At 65.6% G+C, this 19,525-nt stretch carries 20 protein-coding genes; 13 read left to right on the top strand and 7 right to left on the bottom strand.

What is annotated here, in order from left to right; genetic code table 11:
• Together dnaN and dnaA are read right to left on the bottom strand one after the other, a co-directional pair.
• Window positions 1-1,119, bottom strand: a complete 1,119-nt coding sequence (gene dnaN / locus QX126_RS25075) for a DNA polymerase III subunit beta (RefSeq protein ID WP_315735522.1) — start codon at window positions 1,117-1,119, stop codon at window positions 1-3.
• A 324-nt stretch (window positions 1,120-1,443) separates the two neighbouring features.
• Window positions 1,444-2,883 (bottom strand): chromosomal replication initiator protein DnaA, encoded by a 1,440-nt coding sequence (gene dnaA, locus QX126_RS25070; protein WP_315735520.1) that lies wholly within the window; start codon window positions 2,881-2,883, stop codon window positions 1,444-1,446.
• A 489-nt stretch (window positions 2,884-3,372) separates the two neighbouring features.
• Between dnaA and QX126_RS25065 the strand changes: the two genes are divergently transcribed.
• Window positions 3,373-3,693, top strand: a complete 321-nt coding sequence (locus QX126_RS25065) for a hypothetical protein (RefSeq protein ID WP_315758097.1) — start codon at window positions 3,373-3,375, stop codon at window positions 3,691-3,693.
• A 528-nt stretch (window positions 3,694-4,221) separates the two neighbouring features.
• Here the strand turns inward: QX126_RS25065 and rpsT are convergent.
• Window positions 4,222-4,488, bottom strand: coding sequence for a 30S ribosomal protein S20 (rpsT, locus tag QX126_RS25060; RefSeq protein ID WP_012047584.1), 267 nt, complete (start codon window positions 4,486-4,488; stop codon window positions 4,222-4,224).
• 358 nt (window positions 4,489-4,846) lie between these two features.
• On the opposite strand from rpsT, the gene QX126_RS25055 reads away from it, so the two are divergent.
• From QX126_RS25055 to QX126_RS25045, 3 genes are all read left to right on the top strand, one after another.
• Complete coding sequence (locus QX126_RS25055) at window positions 4,847-5,164, top strand: hypothetical protein (RefSeq protein WP_315715027.1); 318 nt, start codon at window positions 4,847-4,849, stop codon at window positions 5,162-5,164.
• A gap of 184 nt (window positions 5,165-5,348) precedes the next feature.
• The gene (gene msrA / locus QX126_RS25050) at window positions 5,349-6,005 is read left to right on the top strand and encodes a peptide-methionine (S)-S-oxide reductase MsrA (protein WP_315735512.1); all 657 of its coding nucleotides are present in this window, start codon (window positions 5,349-5,351) and stop codon (window positions 6,003-6,005) included.
• A 180-nt stretch (window positions 6,006-6,185) separates the two neighbouring features.
• A complete protein-coding gene (locus tag QX126_RS25045; protein WP_315784356.1) occupies window positions 6,186-6,902 on the top strand; it encodes a polysaccharide biosynthesis/export family protein in 717 nt (238 codons plus the stop codon).
• A gap of 161 nt (window positions 6,903-7,063) precedes the next feature.
• Here the strand turns inward: QX126_RS25045 and QX126_RS25040 are convergent, their stop codons facing one another.
• Window positions 7,064-7,735, bottom strand: coding sequence for a dienelactone hydrolase family protein (locus QX126_RS25040; RefSeq protein ID WP_315784354.1), 672 nt, complete (start codon window positions 7,733-7,735; stop codon window positions 7,064-7,066).
• A gap of 32 nt (window positions 7,736-7,767) precedes the next feature.
• Window positions 7,768-8,124 (bottom strand): hypothetical protein, encoded by a 357-nt coding sequence (locus QX126_RS25035; protein WP_315784352.1) that lies wholly within the window; start codon window positions 8,122-8,124, stop codon window positions 7,768-7,770.
• Between the two features lie 256 nt (window positions 8,125-8,380).
• On the opposite strand from QX126_RS25035, the gene QX126_RS25030 reads away from it, so the two are divergent.
• The 3 genes from QX126_RS25030 (at window position 8,381) to QX126_RS25020 (ending at window position 12,476) form a co-directional block, all read left to right on the top strand.
• Window positions 8,381-8,869, top strand: a complete 489-nt coding sequence (locus tag QX126_RS25030) for a (2Fe-2S)-binding protein (RefSeq protein WP_315735504.1) — start codon at window positions 8,381-8,383, stop codon at window positions 8,867-8,869.
• Window positions 8,866-11,148, top strand: a complete 2,283-nt coding sequence (locus QX126_RS25025) for a xanthine dehydrogenase family protein molybdopterin-binding subunit (RefSeq protein ID WP_315784351.1) — start codon at window positions 8,866-8,868, stop codon at window positions 11,146-11,148. The genes QX126_RS25030 and QX126_RS25025 overlap by 4 nt, the downstream gene beginning before the upstream one ends.
• A 218-nt stretch (window positions 11,149-11,366) precedes the next feature.
• Window positions 11,367-12,476 carry an HD-GYP domain-containing protein gene (locus tag QX126_RS25020; RefSeq protein ID WP_315735500.1) on the top strand — a complete coding sequence of 370 codons (1,110 nt, stop codon included), beginning with the start codon at window positions 11,367-11,369 and terminating at the stop codon, window positions 12,474-12,476.
• Window positions 12,477-12,498: 22 nt separating this feature from the next.
• On the opposite strand, the gene QX126_RS25015 is transcribed toward QX126_RS25020, so the two are convergent.
• On the bottom strand, window positions 12,499-14,073 hold the full coding sequence (locus QX126_RS25015) for an AMP-binding protein (protein ID WP_315784349.1): 1,575 nt from the start codon (window positions 14,071-14,073) through the stop codon (window positions 12,499-12,501).
• A gap of 155 nt (window positions 14,074-14,228) precedes the next feature.
• Between QX126_RS25015 and QX126_RS25010 the strand changes: the two genes are divergently transcribed.
• On the top strand, window positions 14,229-15,053 hold the full coding sequence (locus tag QX126_RS25010) for an RnfABCDGE type electron transport complex subunit D (protein WP_315784347.1): 825 nt from the start codon (window positions 14,229-14,231) through the stop codon (window positions 15,051-15,053).
• The gene (locus QX126_RS25005) at window positions 15,050-16,378 is read left to right on the top strand and encodes a DUF2330 domain-containing protein (protein WP_315784346.1); all 1,329 of its coding nucleotides are present in this window, start codon (window positions 15,050-15,052) and stop codon (window positions 16,376-16,378) included. The genes QX126_RS25010 and QX126_RS25005 overlap by 4 nt, the downstream gene beginning before the upstream one ends.
• Window positions 16,379-16,396: 18 nt before the next feature.
• On the opposite strand, the gene QX126_RS25000 is transcribed toward QX126_RS25005, so the two are convergent.
• Complete coding sequence (locus tag QX126_RS25000) at window positions 16,397-16,807, bottom strand: VOC family protein (protein WP_315784344.1); 411 nt, start codon at window positions 16,805-16,807, stop codon at window positions 16,397-16,399.
• Between the two features lie 112 nt (window positions 16,808-16,919).
• Here QX126_RS25000 and QX126_RS24995 point away from each other — a divergent pair, with 112 nt between their 5' ends.
• The 4 genes from QX126_RS24995 (at window position 16,920) to QX126_RS24980 (ending at window position 19,515) form a co-directional block, all read left to right on the top strand.
• Entirely contained in the window at window positions 16,920-17,894 is a 975-nt protein-coding gene (locus QX126_RS24995; RefSeq protein WP_315735490.1) for a tripartite tricarboxylate transporter substrate binding protein, read from the top strand.
• Between the two features lie 201 nt (window positions 17,895-18,095).
• Window positions 18,096-18,389 (top strand): DUF3551 domain-containing protein, encoded by a 294-nt coding sequence (locus tag QX126_RS24990; RefSeq protein ID WP_315784342.1) that lies wholly within the window; start codon window positions 18,096-18,098, stop codon window positions 18,387-18,389.
• Window positions 18,390-18,530: 141 nt separating this feature from the next.
• Window positions 18,531-19,148, top strand: coding sequence for a hypothetical protein (locus QX126_RS24985; protein ID WP_315735485.1), 618 nt, complete (start codon window positions 18,531-18,533; stop codon window positions 19,146-19,148).
• A complete protein-coding gene (locus tag QX126_RS24980; RefSeq protein ID WP_315735483.1) occupies window positions 19,135-19,515 on the top strand; it encodes a transcriptional regulator in 381 nt (126 codons plus the stop codon). Before QX126_RS24985 ends, QX126_RS24980 begins: the two co-directional genes overlap by 14 nt.
• Window positions 19,516-19,525: the final 10 nt, after the last annotated feature.

Raw genomic sequence — 19,525 nt, 5'->3', positions numbered from 1 at the left:
TCACACCCGCATCGGCATCAGCACATACAGCGCGTTGCGGTTGTCGCGGTCCTGGATCAGGGTCGGCGAGCCCGGATCGGCGAGCCGGAGCACGGCGACCTCGCCCTCGATCTGCGCGGCGATGTCGAGCAGATAGCGCGAGTTGAAGCCGATATCGAGCGCGTCCGAGGCGTACTCGACCTCGAGCTCTTCGGTCGCGCTGCCGGAATCCGGGTTGGTGACGGAGAGCACCAGCTTGCCGGGGGAGAGGGCGAGCTTCACGGCGCGGCCGCGCTCGGAGGAAATGGTGGAGACGCGGTCGACGGCGGCGGCGAAATCGGCCTTGTCGACGACCAGCTCCTTGTCGTTGTTCTGCGGAATGACCCGGCCATAGTCCGGGAAGGTGCCGTCGATCAGCTTCGAGGTCAGCACCACCTGTCCCAGCGTGAAGCGGATCTTGCCTTGCGACAGCTCGATCCTGATCTCGCTGTCATTGTCCTCGATCAGCCGCTGCACTTCGCCGACGGTCTTGCGCGGCACGATCACGCCCGGCATCTCGGCGGCGCCGGCAGGCTGGGGCAGGTCGACCTGGGCGAGGCGGTGGCCGTCGGTTGCAACCGCGCGCAGGGTCGGCTGCTTGGCGGTGCCGCCGGCGTGCAGATAGATGCCGTTCAGGTAATAGCGCGTCTCCTCGGTGGAGATCGCGAACTGCGTGCGGTCGATCAGGCTCTTGACGTCCTTGGCGGGAACCCCGAACGCATGCGTCATGTCGCCCGCGGCGAGATCCGGGAAGTCGCTCTCCGGCAGGGTCTGCAAGGTGAACTTGGAGCGGCCGGCGCGGATCGCGAGCACTGCGCGCTCGCCGTCGCTCTCCAGCACGATCTGCGAGCCGTCCGGCAGCTTGCGGACGATGTCGTAGAACATGTGCGCCGGAACGGTGGTTGAGCCCGCGGTGGCAGTCTCGGCGGCCAGGGTTTCCGTCACTTCGAGATCGAGATCGGTCGCGCGCAGCGACAGCCGGGCATTCTCGGCGCGGACCAGCACGTTACCCAGGATCGGGATGGTGTTGCGCCGCTCGACCACACGATGGACGTGGCCCAGCGACTTCAGGAGCTGTGCGCGTTCGACGGTCACCTTCATTGCACTATACCCGCCCGTTCCAACTGAGCTTGTCCTGGAATGCCGGCGGGCTGAGCAGCGCCGCGGCCGATGGCACCTCGCGCCCGAACGGCGCTTGGCCAGCGTCCAGGAGCGTGAGGGGGAGGCGTAAAGTGGCGCGGATGAGGCCCGAGCGCAAGGGATGGCGGGCCGATTTCCCACGTTTCGGCAGGTGCTTCCGCGATCCGCAGGCCGGGTCCGAGAACGACGTCCGAGCATGACGTCCGAGGACAGCGTCGAAGGGGCCGGGACAACGGCCCGGCTGGGGGCGAACCTTCTGTCCGCTCCCCTGGCCGTGCGTGCCGTCTAGTCCTGCAACTGGCGCTTGAGCGACTCGACCTCGTCGTTCAGCGCGATGTCCTTGCCGACCAGCGCTTCGATCTTGCGCACCGCATGCAGCACGGTGGTGTGATCGCGTCCACCGAAGCGGCGGCCGATCTCGGGCAGCGAGCGCAGGGTCAGCGTCTTGGCGAGGTACATCGCGACCTGGCGCGGACGCACCACGTTGGCGGTGCGGCGCGACGACAACAGGTCGGAGCGGCTGACGTTGTATTGCCGCGCCACGACGCGCTGGATGTCCTCGATCTTGATGCGCTTCGGTTCCTGCGGCCGCACCAGGTCGCGCACCTCGCGCTCGGCCATGTCGAGCGTGACCGGCTGGTTGTTGAGCTTGGAATGCGCCAGCAGGCGGTTGATCGCGCCTTCGAGATCGCGGCCGTTATGGGTGATGGAGCGGGCGAGATAGTCGAGCACCGGCTCCGGCACGTCGAAGCTCGCATGATGCGCGCGGGCCGCGGCGACGCGCGATTTGAGAATGCCGAGGCGCAGATCCTCGCCGAGCGAGCCCATCTCCACGACGAGGCCGCCGGCAAGCCGCGAGCGGACGCGATCATCGAGGCTTTCGAGGTCGGACGGCGGCCGGTCGGCGGCGATCACCACCTGACGCCCCGCGTCGATCAGCGCGTTCAGCGTGTGGCAGAACTCGGCCTGGGTCGATTTTCCCTGCAGGAACTGCAGGTCGTCGATCACGAGCACGTCGATGCCGCGCAGCGCTTCCTTGAAGGCCAGCGCGGTCTGCGATTTCAGCGCCGCGACGAAGCCGTACATGAATTTCTCGGCGGTGAGGTACAGCACCTTGCGCTCGCCGCCGGCATTGCCGGCCCAGGTGACGGCCTGCAGCAGATGCGTCTTGCCCAGCCCGACGCCGGCATGAATGTAGAGTGGGTTGAACATCACGGGGTCGCCGCGGCGGCCGTCCGCGACCTGGCGCGCTGCGGCATGGGCCAGCGTGTTGGCGCGGCCGACGACGAAGCTCGCGAAGGTCAGCCGCGGATCGAGCGGCGAGCCGCCGAGCGCGTCATGGCTCGTGGCGAGCGAAGCCGCAGCCGACGCAGTTCGCGTGTCGGCGCTCGTCGCCGGCCTGTTGTCGTTGCGCTCGGCCCGGCGGGCTTCGACGGCGACGGGGGCTTCCTTGACCGGCGTCGCGCAGCGCATTGCGGTGCGAACGGACAGATCGATGCGATGCACCTCCGGCATCTCGGCCTGCCAGCACGACAGCACGCGCTCGGCATAATGCGCCTGGATCCAGCTCTTCAGGAAACGCGTCGGCACCGACAGATGGACGCTTTCGTTCTGAACGGCCTCAAGGTCCATGCGGGCAAACCAGCTCGTATAGACGTCCTCGCCGACGGTCGAGCGCAGCCGCCCCTTCACGCGAGACCAGCGATCCTGTTCCGAATTTGTCATGGCAGTCGCAACTTTTCGAATTGAGTGGTGGTGTCGTGTGATCGCCGGGCAGACGTCCCGTGAAAGGACACGTGTGCCGCAGCGAGACCTCGAGCGGAGGCTCAACTCCAGACACGGCTCGCCGTTCGGCGCGGACGCCGTCGGGCCATCAATGCTGGTGGAAGAAGCTTCTCCGCGAGGTCAGCGCATACTCAGATGCGCGATGGACGCGGGAGGGCCGATTGCCGTGCTGGCAATGGCCGGGCTGGAGATGTCGATCACTTCGGTGTTGACCGCCAAGGGTGCGTTATCCGGAACCAGCCTATGGTGTGTGCCCGCAATGTGTCCGTAAAACATGCAACCTCCCCGCCCTGCCGTGATTGCTCACGGCAAGTTGTCATCCCAATGCCGCCGCGCCTGAACCCCAAGATTCAGCCGCACCGCCGTACATCCCGTCCAACTTGTCCACTCGGTGAGCGAAGCCGCCACGAGCTTCAGCCGGGTCGACCGATGTCGTATCTCTCTTGTTCAAAGCGGCGCAACGATGATGCTGCGCCCGAGAAATTTCGACAAAGTTCAGTCGTTCCCCATATTGCTATGGGTACAGATCCGGCCATCGCTTTGGAAAGCGTCGCCAACGCGCACACCGCCGCCGATTTGCACGTCCGCCCCGTTTCTAAAACCGCGCTGGTCTCAAGATCGTGGGCGCCGCGAGTGATTAAAGAAATACACGATGCGTCGGGACTCGCAATCCATAAGATCGGAGCACGCGTTACGAGTCTTCGCGGCGGTTGCGACGCGGTGTTGCGCGTTAAGAAAGCAACGTTTTGAATCATCGCGAGGAATCTCGGATGTGACAAACAACATCGTCTGCCCAAAATTTCTTCATAATTTTTTTATGTTTCGACCGGCCTCACCCGCTTTTCCAATCACTTGGTCGCGCTATGCACTTAAGTCATTTTCGAAACGATGTTTTTCGCGATTGCTCGAAGCGGGTAACTCCCGCGATGCGCGGTGCGCAAAGTGAGCGGCGCATCGCGCGCTCTTGACAGCGATGCGCAAGCGCGGCGCGCAGATTCGCAGCTGTTTCAGATGAGACAATATTGTCACTGCGTAAAAATACGGAACTTCACGTAGTTTGTGTCAGGCGCGCACGACATCGCGCGGGTTCCACCACGCGCGAAGATCGTATTCGCGATGCGATATCACCATCAAGATGTGACCATCAAATGGAGAAGGCGCGGCGAGCGATGGAGGAATGCGCGACAGCGGAACGCGCAATTGAAGACGGCACAAAAGAAAAGCCCGGCGCGAGCCGGGCTGTTTGCATCTTGATAGTTCGTCAGCCGCGCGATCGCGTCACTTCGCGAGCTTGGCGATCTGATGCGTGAGCCGCGACACTTTGCGGCTCGCGTTGTTCTTGTGAATGATGTTGCGCTGCGCGGCGCGCATCAGCTGCGGCTCGGCGTTGGCCATCGCCTTCAGCGCAGCCTCGCGGTCGCCCTTCTTGATCGCGTCCTCGACGGAGCGAACCGCGCCGCGCATCTGGGTGCGGCGCGACTTGTTGATGATGGTGCGGCGGGCAATCTTGCGCGTCGCTTTCTTCGCGGAAGTCGTGTTGGCCATGCTCTCAAATATCCTTCGGCGGCGAGCAGTCGCCGCTCTTGCGGGTACGCGCGCGGCCCGCTTGACGCGGCCCCATCGACGCGGTGGGTTGTTCGGACGCCTCTCTGAGAATGCCATGACCGGAGCAGTTGCTCGGCGGATCGGCGCTGCTCAAAGAACAGCGGCGGCGGGATTGCGCCCACCGCCATTGGCGACCTTATAGGGGCAGCCCTGGCGAGCGTCAACGGTCTCGGAGCGCCCCGCCGCGGCTGGAATCGGCCAAAACCCGGTTCTAAGCCCCTGACGAGGTTGAATTTCTGCGGGGCCCCCGCTATGGCCTTGCTGCCCGAGAGGGCGTGCGAGAGAGGGCAGGTGAGGCATGATCCGCGGTTTTTTCCGTCTGGTGGGGCTGTTGCTGCTGGCCGGAAGCTTCATCTTCCTGGTCTATGACGGCGCGCGCTGGGTGGCCGACCAGACCCTGCAGTTCACCCGGTTCGGCCAGCTCTGGAACGACGTCCACCAGGCGAGCCAAGCCGCCTTCAAGGCCTGGATCGAGGCCAAGGCCCCGTTCTTGTGGGAGTGGATCGTCAAGGTGTTTTTGGACCAGCCGGTGTTTGCGGTGCTTGGCCTGCTCGGAATCCTGCTGATGCTGCTGTTCCGGCCGCGCAAGCCGCTGATCGGCTATGGACGCGACTGAGCGCGGCGGTTCGTCTCGCCGCGCCGGCAGCAGTACTGGATTCCGCTCGGAGCGCGACGCGGGAACCGCTGGCGCGGCGTAACGGCGCTACTGCTCGTCCCGTAGAGCCCTATATATTCCCCTGACAAGAGGTCATCGCGCCGTGGGCCGTCCCGCGGGCGCTGGCCATGAGCGGAGACATCCCATGTTCTTCATGCGCAAAGCCCCTGCCATGCCGTCTGCCGCCGAGGCGCTGCCCGGCCGCGCCCTGCCGATCCCGACCGCCGCGACGCATTTCGTCAACGGTCGCCGCCTGTTGCCGCCCTATCCGGACGGCCTCGAGCAGGCCGTGTTCGGGCTCGGCTGCTTCTGGGGCGCGGAGCGCAAGTTCTGGCAGCTCGGTGACGGCATCCACGTCACCGCCGTCGGCTATGCCGGAGGCCATACGCCGAACCCGACCTACGAGGAGGTGTGCTCGGGGCAGACGGCGCATACGGAGGTCGTGCTGGTGGTGTTCGATCCCAAGATCATGTCCTACGAGCGCCTCTTGAAGACGTTCTGGGAGAGCCACGACCCGACCCAGGGCATGCGTCAGGGCAACGACGTCGGCACGCAATATCGCTCAGCGATCTACACGTTCAGCGATGCGCAGCGCGAGGCGGCCGAGGCGTCGAAGGCGGCCTACGAGTCGGCGCTGCGCGCCAAGGGGCTCGGAGCGATTACGACCGAGATCGTCCCGGCGGGGCCGTTCTATTTCGCCGAGGATTATCACCAGCAGTACCTGGCCAAGAATCCGGCCGGATATTGCGGCCTCGGCGGCACTGGCGTCGCGTGCCCGATCGGTGTCGGCGTGAGCGCATAGGTCAGGCTGAGCGCGCCGGATCACGGTGAACATCGGATCCCTCTCCCACGCCGTGGGAGGGGGATTTTTTCCGGGCCGCTTTCACCGCGGCCCGTTTGCGACGGGGGACTACAGGCGCCAACGGTTTGTTAACCTTAACCGCGCATGACTAGCGCACATCCTCATTCAAGGATTGTTCGAGTGCGCGCGTTGTTTGTTCCGGTCATTACCGTCCTGTCCGCGATCCTGTTGTCGGGCTGCATGCAGACGATCTCCCCCGTCGCTGCCGTCCAGCCGCAGAGCGATCTCGACGCGATGGCCTATGGAACGCCTTCCACCGGCCCGGTTGCCGCCACCGGGCAGGGTGGAGCGATCCCTACGTTGCGCAACTCGTTCGCTGCCGCCACCCGCGCAGACGCCAATGTCGTTCCCGCCGGCTATGCGCCGGCGCGCCGCGACCCCGCCTATCATCTCGATGCCGGCGACAAGCTGCGCGTGGTCGTCTACGGCCAGGAGGGTCTGACCAACACCTATGCGATTGATGCGTCCGGATCGATCACGATGCCGCTGATCGGCAGCGTGCCGGCGCGCGGCCGCACCACCGCCGGCCTCGCCGCCGAGATCACCGCCAAGCTGCGCAACGGCTACATCCGCGAGCCCTCGGTGGCGGTCGAGATCGAGGCCTATCGCCCGTTCTTCATCCTCGGCGAGGTGCAGGCGCCCGGCCAGTATCCTTACGTTCCCAACATGACGGTCGAGAGCGCGATCGCGATTGCCGGCGGCTTCTCGCCGCGGGCGCGGCGCGACGTCGTCACCCTGACCCACACCGATGCCTCCGGCGCCGCGCGCTACGAGGTGCCGCTCGGGACCTCGCTCAAGCCGGGCGACACCATCCAGGTCGGCGAGCGCTGGTTCTGACCTCCATAGGAATCGCTGCACGCTCGCGATGACGCGTGGCGCAGAACGATGCGCCCCCCTCTTCTTTCATCGTTGCGAGCGAGGCGAAGCAATCCAGAGTCGCACGCGACGCTCTGGATTGCTTCGTCGCTTCGCTCCTCGCAATGACGATGGTGCGGTGATCAGCGCAGATGCTGGGCAAAGAACGCCAGGCTGCGCGTCCAGGCGAGGTCAGCGCTCGGCTGGTCGTAGCTGGCGCGCTCGTCGCAGCCGAAGCCGTGCTGGGCGCCGGGGTAGATGAAGATCTCGACGTCCGGCCGCTTGGCCTTGATGGTCTCGACGTCGCTTAAGGGAATGCCCGCGTCCTTCTCGCCGAAATGCAGCTGAGTCGGCACCGTCGGCTTGTCGTCGGCGAACCGCGCGACAGCGCCGCCATAATAGCCGACGGCGGCGCGGAGACCCGACAGCTTGGTCGCAGCCGCATAGGCGATGCTGCCGCCGAGGCAGAAGCCGATGATGCCGACCGGCCCGACATTCTTCACGACGTCGATTGCGGCCTGGGTGTCGCGCAAAAAGGCCGCCCAATCCGGATTGGCGACGAACTTGCGCGCGACCGCGATCTCGTCGGGCGAATAGCCTGAGGTGAAGCCGGGCTCGACGCGGTCGAAGATCGCCGGCGCGATCGCAACGTAACCCTCGGCGGCGAGGCGGTCGCAGACGTTGCGGATGTGATGGTTGACACCGAAGATCTCCTGGATGACGACCAGCGCGCGCTTTGCAGTTCCGGTCGGATCGGCGCGGTAGGCGCCGAGCTGGAAGCCATCAGATGCCGTCAGCTTGACGTCTTGTCCCACGTTCTGTCCTCTTTGCGGTCGTCAGGCGCGTGTCAGCGCCACATCCAGCTGGTGCCGTAGTCCTCTTTCCAGCCGGTCAGCCGTCCCCTGCGGAACTTCAGGTAGAGGCGGTGATGGTGCGAGACCAGTCCGCTGCCGCCGAGATTACGCAGTGCCAGAAAGGTCTCGTTGCCGGGCGTGCCGTTCAGATAGATCAACGGCTGCTCCAGCACGCGCGATGTCTCACCGACATCCATGCCGAAGGCAAGCGGCGTGACGTTGGATGACGTCGCTGTGAAAGGCGCGTCGGCGACGCTCAGCGTCTGCCCTGCCGCGGCAGGGGGAACGGCCGACAGGCTCGGCAGCATGGCCGCAGCCAGGCACAGCGTCATACGTGCGGATGGTCTCATGGGCTGAAATCTCCTTTCGCTGTCGCGTTGGCTGCACCTCTTCCTAGCGTGCCCGGCGCCATCAGCCCAGCATCGTTCGCGCTGCACAACGTAAAATGCCAATTCAATTCGCAAGCCGGCGGTCAAATCCCGTTGCGTCGTCGTGGCAACGCGATCATTCTTATGATGGCTGGCATCTATCCGGTGGGTCCCAGCGAATCGATAAAACCGAACTTCGCCCTAAGCGAAGTCGCACGCCGGGCGGGGAAGAAACCAAATGCCCAATCTCACCATCAACGGGCGGACCATGTCCGTCGACGCGGCGCATGACACGCCGCTGCTATGGGTCATCCGCGAGCAGTTGCAGATGACCGGCACCAAGTTCGGCTGCGGCGCCGGGCTGTGCGGAGCCTGCACCGTTCATGTCAACGGCGAGGCCGTGCGCTCGTGCCAGACTATGGTCGGCGACGTCGCGAACAAGAAGATCACCACCATCGAGGGGCTGTCGCAGAAGGGCGATCATCCGTTGCAGAAGGCGTGGATCGCCGAGCAGGTGCCGCAATGCGGCTACTGCCAGTCCGGCCAGATCATGCAGGCGGCCTCGCTGCTCGCCAAGACCACGAGTCCGACCAAGGAGGAGATCGTCGCGCATATGGACGGCAATCTCTGCCGCTGCATGACCTATTCGCGGATCCAGAAGGCGATCCAGCGCGCCGCGTCCGAGATGCGCACCGCGTCCAACACGAGCGACCGGAGGGCGACATGAACCAGCATGTGAAAGCAGCGCCGTCGATGACCCCCGATCTCAGCCGCCGCTCCTTCCTGGTCGGTACCGCCGCCTCCGGCCTCGTGCTCGGCTATGCCGGCCTCGCCGACAGCGCACTCGCAGCCGCGGCACCTGCGAACTTCGAGCCCAGCGTGTGGTACGCGATCGCGCCGGATGGCATCGTGACCGTGACCTGCGGCAAGGCCGACATGGGCCAGCACATTGCGTCTACCATGGCGCAGATCGTCTGCGAGGAGCTCGGCGCCGCCTGGAAGGACATGCGGGTCCAACTCGCCTCCAACGATCCGAAGTACAACGATCCCGTGCTCGGCGCCCAGATCACCGGCGGCAGCTGGAGCACGATGATGAACTTCGACGCCATGAGCCGCGCCGGCGCCGCCGGCCGCATCGCGCTCACCGAGGCGGCCGCGACCGCGATGGGCGTGCCGGCAAAGGAGCTCGTCGTGCGCGACAGCGTTGTCATGCATCCGAAATCGAAGAAGCAGATGACCTATGCCGAGATCGTCAAGAGCGGCAAGATCACCAAGAGCTTCTCAGCCGACGAGTTGAAGGCGCTGACGCTCAAGACTCCCGATCAGTACACGATGATCGGCGTCTCGGTGCCACAGCTCGACATCCCCTCCAAGACCAACGGCACGGCGAAATATGGCATCGATACGATGCTGCCGGGCATGGTCTACGGCAAGGTCGTCACGCCGCCGGTGCGCTTCGGCGCGACGGTCACGGCGGTCGACGACTCCGAGGCCAAGAAGGTGCCGGGCTTCATCAAGGCAGTGACGCTCGACGACAAGACCGGCTCGACCTCGGGCTGGGTGGTCGCGGTCGCCAATACCTATGCCAACGCCAGAAAGGCGGCGGACGCGCTCAAGATCAGCTACGACAAGGGCCCGTATGCCAATGTCAGCACCGACACCATCATCACCGAGGCGATGCGGCTGCAGGCGCAGGACGACGCCGGGCAGTTCTTCGTCAAGGACGGCGATGCCACGGCGGCTTTGTCGGGCGCGGCCAAGGTGCTGGAGGCGGAGTACACCACCAGCATCAACATCCATGCGCCGCTGGAGCCGATGAACGCGACCGCCGAGTTCAAGGGCGACATCCTGCACATCTACACCGGCAATCAGTTCGCGACCCGCTCCGGCGCGATCGCGGCAGGTGCGGCCGGGATCGATCCGAAATACGTCGTGATGCACCAGGCCTGGCTCGGCGGCGGCTTCGGCCGCAGGCTCGATGCCGACATGATGGTACCGGCGGTGCAGGCGGCCAAGGCGGTCGGCAAGCCGGTCAAGGTGATCTACTCCCGCGAGAACGACATGACGATGGACTACTCGCGGCCGCTCACCTACCAGAAGGTCAAGGCGGGCCTCGACAGCAATGGCAAGCTCATCGCCCTGAGCCATGACGTCGTCTCGGCGTGGCCGACGGCGCGCTGGGGCATCCCCGACTTCCTGTCGCCCTCGGTCGACAAGAAGGGGCCGCTCGACTCCTTCACGGTCAACGGTGCCGACTTCTTCTACACGGTGCCCAACCACCATGTGCGCGCGATCAAGAACGAGCTCGCCCACAATGCGACGCCGTCCGGGCAATTGCGCTCGGTGGCGCCGGGTTGGACGTTCTGGGCGGTCGAGAGCATGATCGACGAGATCGCGGTGGCCTCGGGGCAGGACCCGGCGCAGTTCCGCATCGCGCTGCTCGACGGCAAGGGCAAGAACGACGGCGGCGCGCAGCGGCTGCGCAACACGCTGCTGACGGCGATGGGCCTGTCCGGCTACGGCGCCAAGAAGCTGCCGCCGGGCGAAGGCATGGGCGTGTCCTGCGTGTCGTCGCAGGAGCGCGCCACCGCGAGCTGGACGGCGTGCGTCGCCCATGTCGCGGTTGCCCCTTCGGGGGCGGTCACGGTGAAGAAGCTCACGGTGGCGACCGACGTCGGCACGCAGGTCCATCCCGACAACATCCGCGCCCAGGTCGAGGGCGCGGCGCTGTGGGGCTTGTCGCTCGCGATGTACGAGAAGGCGACCTTGAAGGACGGCGGCATCGAGCAGACCAACTTCGACAGCTACACGCCGCTGAGGATGAGCCAGGTGCCGGAGGTCGCGATCGCCGTGATCGCCAATGGGGAGAAGGCGACCGGCGTCGGCGAGCCCGCGGTGACCGTGGTCGCGCCGGCGCTCGGCAACGCCATCTACAACGCCTGCGGCGCGCGGCTGCGCTCGCTGCCGATCACCGCCGCAGCGGTCAAGGCGGCGATGAAGGCGTAGCGTCGTCGTGAGACCATCGCTGTATCTGGGAACCGCCGGAGCTCGTCTCCGGCGGTTGCTTTTTGCGCCGCAGTCACATCCCCGCGCCGCACGATTTGAACGATTCCCTTAACGTCTCGCTCACCTGAAACGATACAGCTTGAATGATCGGCTTAAGCCGCGACGAACCCGTATGCCGGTAACTTGCATGGGCAGCAAACCGCAGGGGGCGAGCACGTATGAGCGCGACAGCCAAGCAGACCGTGACCCAGACCGCGACCAGGCGCCATCTCCTGCTCGCGTCGGATCGCGGTGACCAGAGCAGCGAGCTGGCGCGCATCCTGCGCTCGGTCGGAGATGTCGACATGATGCCGACCACCGAGATCCCCGAGAACCCCGGCAACCGCTTCTCCGGCGTCATCGTCGACATCAACCTGCGCTCGCCGGAGAGCGTGCAGCGGGTGCGCAAGAAGCTCTCGTCGCGCGCCTATAGCGAGGTGCCCCGCCTGTTCGTGCTCGCCGAGGCGCTGCACCATGCCACCATGCAGGCATGGGCGCTGGGCGCCACCGACACCATCGCGCGTCCGTTCAGCCCCGCCGACGTGCTGCAGCGCATCCGCTCGGCGCTTCCCGCCGACGACGGCTATGACGAGACCGATCGCGGCAAGCTGCTCAATCGCGGCGTCGAGGCGGCGCAGGCCGTCATGGTCAAGATCTTCGAGAAGCTGCCCGCCGGCGTCCAGTTGACGATGGAGGACATCGTCGCGGCCGAGAACAAGATCCTGAAGGCGATCAAGCACTCCTCGCTGCGCGAGTGGATGACCGTGGTCGGCTGCCATCACAACGACACCTATCGGCATTGCCTGTTCGTGACCGGCCTCGCGGTCGGCTTCTCGATTCATCTGGGCATGCGCGACGACGATCAGCGCCGGCTGGTCCGCGCGGCGCTGCTGCACGACGTCGGCAAGGCGTTCATTCCGGTCGCCGTCCTCGACAAGCAGGGCAAGCTGACGGCGGAGGAGATCGCGCTGCTGCGCCAGCATCCGCGCCGCGGCTACGAGGCGCTGTGGCGGCAGGGCGGCTTCCCGCCGGAGATGCTCGACGTGATCCTGCATCACCACGAGTTCCTCGACGGCTCCGGCTATCCCGACGCGCTGCACAACGAGCAGATCAGCGACATCGTGCGCCTCACCACGATCGTCGACATCTACGCCGCGCTGATCGAGCACCGCGCCTATCGACCGGCCTTCACGCATGCGCGCGCGTTTCAGATCATGGAGAACATGGGCCCGAAGCTCGACCAGCAGCTGCTGCAGGCGTTTCGCCCGGTCGCGATGGGCGCGCATTAGGACCGCGTGTCGCAACCTCGGTTCAATCCAGCAACTTGCGCAGCTCGGCCTTTGCGACCTTCTCCAGGGTCGAGCGCGGCATCTCGTCGACCAGCTTCACCTCGCGCGGCACCTTGAAGTCGGCGAGGCCGGCGCGGCAGGCGGCCAGCACCTTCTCGGCTAGCTCCTCGCGCGCGACCCCGGCTTGCGGGATGACGAACGCAACCGGCACCTCGTCCAGCATCGGATGCTTCTTGGCGACGACGGCGGTCTCGCGCACGCCGGGCACGGTGATGATCACCTGCTCGATCTCGGACGCCGCGACGTTCTCGCCACCGACCTTGAGCATGTCCTTGGTGCGGTCGCCGAACTTGATGAAGCCGTTTTCCAGCCGCGTGACGCGGTCGCCGGTGAGGAAGAAGCCGTCGGCATCGTAGCTCGTCCGCGTCGCCTCCTCATTGTAGAGATACTCCGCAAACAGCGACAGGCCGGGCACGCCCTTGATGGCGAGATTGCCGGTGCCGCCGACTTCGGTCGGCCGGCCGTCATCGTCGGTGATGCGGATGGTGTATTCCGGCGCGGCGCGGCCGATCGACATCGGCGCGTTCGGCTGGTCGACCTCGCCGACGATGCCGTGGGTGATGGTCTCGGTCATGCCCCACCAGCCGATGATCTTGATGCCGAACTTGGCGAAGGCGGGCGGCTCGGACATCGCCGTACCCCACAGCCGGAATTTGTGATGCTTCGGCACCTCCTGGTCGAGCAGCGCCTTCATGCAGAACGGGATGGTCGAGGTCCAGGTGCAGCCATGCTCGAGCGCCACGCTCCAGAACCGGCTCGCCGAGAAGCGCGGCTGAATCACGCAGGTCGCGCCGACCCAGAGCGTTGCCAGCATCGAGTAGGCCAGCGCGTTGGTGTGGAACAGCGGCAAATAGGTCTGGTGCACGTCGCCCTGATGCAGGTCCTCATGGACGGCGTTGACCTTGGCGCCCCACAGCGCGTTGGCATGCGTCCACAGCACCGCCTTCGGCCGAGACGTCGTGCCCGAGGTATATTGCACGCTGCATGGCGCCAGCGGATCGGCCGGACGGCGCGGTCGGTCGGCGCTGTCGGCAAACAGGGATTCGAAGCGCTCGCCTCGCCCGACGTCCGACGCCTCCGCCTGACCCGGATCGTGCGAGATCACGGCCATCCACTTGAGATCGCGGCAGTGCGCCGCGATCATCTCGGCATAGGCCGGCTGGGTGATCGCCGCCACCGCACGGCAATGGCCGGCGAAATAGCTCATCTCGGCGGCCGCCGAGCGCGTGTTGGTCGTGACGGCGAGCGCGCCCAGCTCGACGCAGGCAAACCAGGCAAGCATCGCCTCGACGCAATTGTCGAGATGGATCAGCACGGCATCGCCAGGCTTGACGCCGCGCTTGACCAGACCGGCCGCCAAGGCGCCGACACGTTCGTGAAACGCGCCGTAGGTCCAGCGGCGCGCCGGTGCATCGAACGGCGCGGAGATCAGGAACGGATGGTCGCGCCGGGTCTCGCTGCGCAGCTTCAACAGCCAGGGCACGTCCATGCCGTCGAACGGCGCCACGGTGCCCGCTGCCATCGTCGTTCCCTTCATCTTCGCTCCCGTCGTTCTTGAGTACGGCCTGTCTCCGGCCGCTTCGTTCTCGTCGTCATCTTCTGCCACCTTGCGTCGCTGCGATCAAATCGGGATTGAACCCGTCTCCGTTCGCGGGCGACCAATGGCGCGGCAAGACACGCCCGGAGGTTTGCATGCAGGCCGAGCCACGACCATGGCGGCTGCCCGATGCCCGCTATTTCCAGATCGCGGCATTGGCGACGCTGCTCGCGATCAATTTCGCCGTGATCGATTTCGGCGCGCGTCCCGCAGCGAGCGTGATCGCGGTCGCGGCGGCGCTGCTCACGCAGGCGGCCTGCTGCCGCATCTCCGGCGCGCCGCTCGATCTCAAGTCACCATTGATCACCGGCCTGTCGCTCAGCCTGCTGTTGCGCGCCGATGCACTGTGGCTGCATGCGGCAGCGGCAATGATCGCGATCGGCTCGAAATTCGTGCTGCGCATCGACGGCAAGCACGTGTTCAACCCGGCAGGGCTTGCCATCGTGGTGCTGCTGTTCACCGCCAAGGGCGTGTGGATCTCGCCCGGCCAATGGGGCACGGAGATCTGGCTCGCAAGCCTGGCTGGCTTCTTCGCGATCCTGGTGCTCAGTGCATCCCGCCGGGTGGATATCGCGGTGTATTTCTTCGCAAGTCACGCTGCGCTGCTGCTGCTGCGCGCTGCCTGGCTCGGCGATCCCCTGGCGATCCCCGTGCATCAGCTGCAGAGCGGCTCGCTGCTGATCTTCACTTTCTTCATGATCTCCGACCCGCGCACCTCGCCGGACTCGCGCGTCGGCCGGCTGCTGTTCGCGCTGAGCGTTGCGGTCGCTGCGTACTACCTCACCTTCGTCCTGCAGATGCGGCCGGCGCTCTACGTGTCGCTGATCGCGCTGTCGCCGCTCACGCTGCTGCTCGACCGACTCGTCCCTGAGACCCGCTTTTCCTGGCGTTCGTCCGTTCCCGAAGGAGGTTCGACATGATCCTGCGTTACAGCAAGCTCTTCCGCACCGGCGTCGCGGCCATCGCGATCCTGGCGAACGCGGCGATGGCGCCGGCGAATGCGTTTTGCGGCTTCTATGTCGCCCAGGCCGACGCGAAGCTGTTCAACCAGTCATCGAAGGTCGTGCTCGCCCGCGATGGCGAGCAGACTGCGATCACGATGGCCAGCGACTTCGAGGGCGACGTGAAGGAGTTCGCGGTGGTCGTCCCCGTGCCGACCTTCATCGAGCGCAAGCAGATCGGCGTGGTCGAGCCGAAGACGATCGACCATCTCGACAAATACACCGCGCCGCGGCTGGTCGAATATCATGACGCCGATCCATGTGCGCCGGTCGTCGTTGCGGCGCGGGCGATGCCGGCGGCGCCGATGATGGCAGGCGCTGTCTATGAGATGGCCCGGCGGAACTATGGCGTCACCCTCGAGGCCAGCTACGACGTCGCCGAATACGACGTGCTGATCCTGTCGGCGCAGGAGAGCGACGGGCTGACGCGCTGGCTGACCGACAACAATTATCGCATTCCGCAGGGCGCGGACGCGGTGCTCGGCAGCTATATCAGGCAGGGCATGCGATTCTTCGTCGCCAAGGTCAATGTCGAGCGGATGAAGAACATCGGCAACGGCACCCTGCGGCCGTTGCAGGTGCGGTACCAGAGTCCCAAGTTCATGGTGCCGCTGCGGCTCGGCACGGTCAACGCCAGGGGACCGCAGGACCTGATCATCTATGCACTCACCAGGAGTGGCCGCATCGAGGCGGCCAATTATCGCACGGTGAAGATCCCATCCGATATCGATGTCCCGCTCTATGTGAAGGACGAGTTCGGGCCGTTCTACAAGGCGCTGTTCGAGCGGGCCGTCGCGCGCGAGAACATGCAGGCGGTGTTCGTCGAATATGCCTGGGATATGGCCTGGTGCGATCCCTGCGCCGCCGACCCCATGAGCAACAAGGAGCTGGTCGAGCTCGGCGCGCGCTGGATCGGCAGCGACGATGACACCGCCTTCAGCCTCCGCCGGGGCGCGGCCGGAGCCAACGCCTTCGTGACCCGGCTGCACGTGCGCTACGATGCGAAGTCCTTCCCCGAGGACATCGTCTTCGCCGAGACCAAGGACCGCAGCAATTTCCAGGGCCGCTATGTCCAGCGCCATCCCTGGCGCGGCGAGGCGTCCTGTGCCGCGGCGAAGACCTACCGGGACAGTCTCGCCGCACGTTTCGCCACGCAGGCGACGGATCTCGCGCAACTGACCGGATGGTCGCGCAGCGAGATCGTCGCGAAAATGGACAAGAGCGGCGAGACCGTGACGAAATGACCTCAGGGCGGCCTCGGCTCAATCCTGATACGAGGAGATCTCGATCAGGCTGCCGTCGGGGTCGCGGCAATATACCGAGCGCAGGGTGCCGCGTGCGCCCTGCTTGGCGACCGGACCTTCCTCGACAGCGATGCCGAGCGCCGTGAGATGCGCCACCACCTCGTCTGGGGTGCTGGCGGTGAGGAAACAGAGGTCGTCGCTGCCGGCCGCTACATGGTCAGCCGTGAACCAGTCGACCTTGTCCGCGTCCTTCGGTCGCACGTTGATCTTCTGGTTCCCGAACAGCAACGACGTGCGCCTCACCTTGCCTTGTCCGGGATCGAACACCTGGACCGTCATGCCCAGCACCTGTTGGTACCACGTCGTCGTGCGGTCGACGTCGGCGACATTGATGACCAGATGATCGAGCGCATCGACCTTGATCGGCATGGGGCTCTTCCCTCCTGATTGGATATCGATCTCGCCGCCATCGCGGCACTCTGTTACAGTCGATCCCGGCGGCTCGTTAGCCGCCGCTCAACGATAATGCCTGAGGAAACGCATGATTTCACGTCGTACCGCGCTTGGTCTGATCGCCTCCGCCGTTCCGTCCATCGCTGCCGTTGGCAAAGCGTCCGCGGCCGACTATCCCACCCGTCCGGTCCGCTTCGTGGTGGGTTATCCTCCGGGTGGCGCGACCGACATCCTGGCGCGGCTGATCGGCCAGCGGCTGTCCGAGACGCTCGGTCAGCAGTTCATCGTCGAGAACAAGCCGGGCGCCGGCAATAATATCGGCACCGATGCCGTCGTGAACGCGGCGGCCGACGGCCACACCGTGCTGCTGGTCAATCCGGCCAACTACATCAATGCGAGCCTCTACACCAACCTGAAGTTCAATTTCGTTCGCGATATCGCGCCGGTGGCCTCGCTCAACCGCGTCCCCAACGTGATGACCGTCAACAAGGATATCGGGGCCAAGAACGTCGCCGAGTTCATCGCTTACCTGAAGGAGAACCCCGGCAAGGTGAACATGGCCTCGTCCGGCAACGGCACCTCGGTGCATCTGTCGGGCGAGATGTTCATGGCGATGACCGGCACCAAGATGCAGCACGTGCCCTATCGCGGCGCGGCGCCCGCAATCACCGACATGCTCGGTGGCCAGGTGCAGGTCATCTTCGACAACATGCCCTCCATCATCCAGCACATCCGCTCCGGCTCGTTGCGGGCGCTCGGCGTCACCACCCAGCAGCGTTCGCCGCAATTGCCGGACGTCCAGGCCGTCGCCGAGACCGTGCCCGGCTACGAGGCGAGCGCGCTGTTCGGCATCGGGGCGCCGAAGAACACGCCCAAGGAGATCATCGAGAAGCTCAACAAGCAGGTCAACGTCATCCTGGCCGAGCCAGAGATCAAGGCGCGTCTGGTCGACCTCGGCGGCGAGCCGCTGATCCAGTCGCCGGAGCAGTTCGGCGCCCAGATCGTCGCCGAGACCGAGAAGTGGAAGAAGGTCGTCGAGTTCGCCGGCCTGAAGGTCGAATAGGACGAAGCGACGCAATCGCTGGTCGGCCGCCGCAACATGTTCTCGATGCGGCGCCGGCCCGCCAGACGGGAGTAGAGGGCTGAAGGTGACGCGCCGCGCATGCGACACGTCACTGCCTTGGTTGGTGATCCGTTCCGCCGATTTGTCGTTTTTTGACCATGCCGGTGTGGTGCAACCCTCCGGCCAGAAGAGGAACAGATCATGCGCAAGGTGATGATGATGGCAGCCGGCCTCGTCGGCGTTGCACTTGGCGGCGCCGCCGCGCCGGCCTCCGCAGGCGGTTACGACTATCCCTGGTGTGTGCAGGGCCGGGGCGTCGGCTATCCCGGCGACTGCTCCTATCACACCTTCGAGCAGTGCCGCGCGAGCGCCTCCGGGCGCAATGCAGGCTGTGGCATCAATCCGCGCGTCGCGTTCGATCCTGCCCGCCGCGGCCCCTCGGTCTATGTCGACATGCCGCCGCCGCGCCGCGTGCACCGCTATTCGTATTACTGACACCCTCGACCGAACTCGGCACGCGCGGCCGATCGGCTGACGCAGGCGCGCTCCGGGTTCGCGCGGGCTTGCATCGACTTTGCGTTCGTATATACTTTGTATTGCAAAGTTGAACGAGCCGGTCCCGGCTTCAGGTGAGACATGCGCGACCTCGACAAGGCGCTGGCGGACATCATTGCGATCCGCAGCCAGCTTGCGGCGGGCACGGCATTTCGCGGCTACGGGCCGGCGACGATGGCCGCGACCTCGGCCGTTGCGCTGGTCACGGCACTGCTTCAGCAGCTGTTTCTGCGCGACCCGACGGCGGACGCGTGGACGTTCCTGCTCGGATGGGCGGCGGCAGCCTGTGTCTCGCTGACGATGATCTGGTTCGAGATGCGGGCGCGGTCGCGCCGGCATCATTCCGGCCTTGCGGACGCGATGATCCACCAGGCGGTCGAGCAGTTCCTGCCGGCGGGCATCGCTGGCGTGCTGCTCGCGGTGCTCTTGTGGAAGTTCGCGCCGGAGGCGCTGTGGATGCTGCCGGGCCTGTGGCAGATCCTGATGTCGCTCGGCGTGTTTGCGTCGGTGCGCTCGCTGCCGCGCACGGTGGCGCTGGCCGGGGCGTTCTATTTCCTGGCCGGCTTCGCAGTGCTGCTGGTGGGCAGCGCCACGCATGCGCTGTCGCCATGGACGATGGGGCTTCCGTTCGCGATCGGACAGGGGCTGATGGCGGGCATTCTGTATTTTGCGACCGGAGAGTCTGATGTCGAAGACTGACGGCAGCGCGCCGTTCTCCTATGACGGCCTCGATCGCGTCATCCACGAGAAGGCCCGGCTCGGCCTGCTCACCTCGCTGATGGCGCACCCCAAGGGTCTCGCTTTTGCCGACCTCAAGCAGCTCTGCGGGCTGACCGACGGCAATCTGTCGCGGCACCTGCAGGTGCTGCAGGAGGCCGGCCTCGTCGAGGTCACCAAGGGCTATGAGGGCAATCGCCCTCACACCACTTGTCGGCTGACCAAGGCGGGACGCCGCCGCTTCCTCGATTATCTCGCCGTGCTCGAGCGCCTCGTCCGCGACGCCGCGGCCGCTGCCGGCAAGGAGCATACGCCATCGTCGGTCGGCCTGATCCCCGGCCGCGTCTGAATCGCGCATC

This window comes from Bradyrhizobium sp. SZCCHNPS1003, assembly GCF_032381555.1.
Lineage (GTDB): Bacteria > Pseudomonadota > Alphaproteobacteria > Rhizobiales > Xanthobacteraceae > Bradyrhizobium.
The sequence above is the reverse complement of the archived record's forward strand: the minus strand, read 5'-3'. Positions and strand labels throughout refer to the sequence as shown.

Coding starts and splice junctions, on each gene's coding strand:
- QX126_RS25000 (WP_315784344.1), bottom strand. CDS start 16,807: ATGCCGATCAAGGTCGATGCGCTCGATCATCTGGTCATCAATGTCGCC.
- dnaN (WP_315735522.1), bottom strand. CDS start 1,119: ATGAAGGTGACCGTCGAACGCGCACAGCTCCTGAAGTCGCTGGGCCAC.
- QX126_RS25055 (WP_315715027.1), top strand. CDS start 4,847: ATGATCCGCGGTTTTTTCCGTCTGGTGGGGCTGTTGCTGCTGGCCGGA.
- QX126_RS25030 (WP_315735504.1), top strand. CDS start 8,381: ATGCCCAATCTCACCATCAACGGGCGGACCATGTCCGTCGACGCGGCG.
- QX126_RS25035 (WP_315784352.1), bottom strand. CDS start 8,124: ATGAGACCATCCGCACGTATGACGCTGTGCCTGGCTGCGGCCATGCTG.
- QX126_RS25065 (WP_315758097.1), top strand. CDS start 3,373: ATGTCGTATCTCTCTTGTTCAAAGCGGCGCAACGATGATGCTGCGCCC.
- QX126_RS25025 (WP_315784351.1), top strand. CDS start 8,866: ATGAACCAGCATGTGAAAGCAGCGCCGTCGATGACCCCCGATCTCAGC.
- QX126_RS25005 (WP_315784346.1), top strand. CDS start 15,050: ATGATCCTGCGTTACAGCAAGCTCTTCCGCACCGGCGTCGCGGCCATC.
- QX126_RS24990 (WP_315784342.1), top strand. CDS start 18,096: ATGCGCAAGGTGATGATGATGGCAGCCGGCCTCGTCGGCGTTGCACTT.
- QX126_RS24985 (WP_315735485.1), top strand. CDS start 18,531: ATGCGCGACCTCGACAAGGCGCTGGCGGACATCATTGCGATCCGCAGC.
- dnaA (WP_315735520.1), bottom strand. CDS start 2,883: ATGACAAATTCGGAACAGGATCGCTGGTCTCGCGTGAAGGGGCGGCTG.
- rpsT (WP_012047584.1), bottom strand. CDS start 4,488: ATGGCCAACACGACTTCCGCGAAGAAAGCGACGCGCAAGATTGCCCGC.
- msrA (WP_315735512.1), top strand. CDS start 5,349: ATGTTCTTCATGCGCAAAGCCCCTGCCATGCCGTCTGCCGCCGAGGCG.
- QX126_RS25015 (WP_315784349.1), bottom strand. CDS start 14,073: ATGAAGGGAACGACGATGGCAGCGGGCACCGTGGCGCCGTTCGACGGC.
- QX126_RS25020 (WP_315735500.1), top strand. CDS start 11,367: ATGAGCGCGACAGCCAAGCAGACCGTGACCCAGACCGCGACCAGGCGC.
- QX126_RS24995 (WP_315735490.1), top strand. CDS start 16,920: ATGATTTCACGTCGTACCGCGCTTGGTCTGATCGCCTCCGCCGTTCCG.
- QX126_RS25010 (WP_315784347.1), top strand. CDS start 14,229: ATGCAGGCCGAGCCACGACCATGGCGGCTGCCCGATGCCCGCTATTTC.
- QX126_RS24980 (WP_315735483.1), top strand. CDS start 19,135: ATGTCGAAGACTGACGGCAGCGCGCCGTTCTCCTATGACGGCCTCGAT.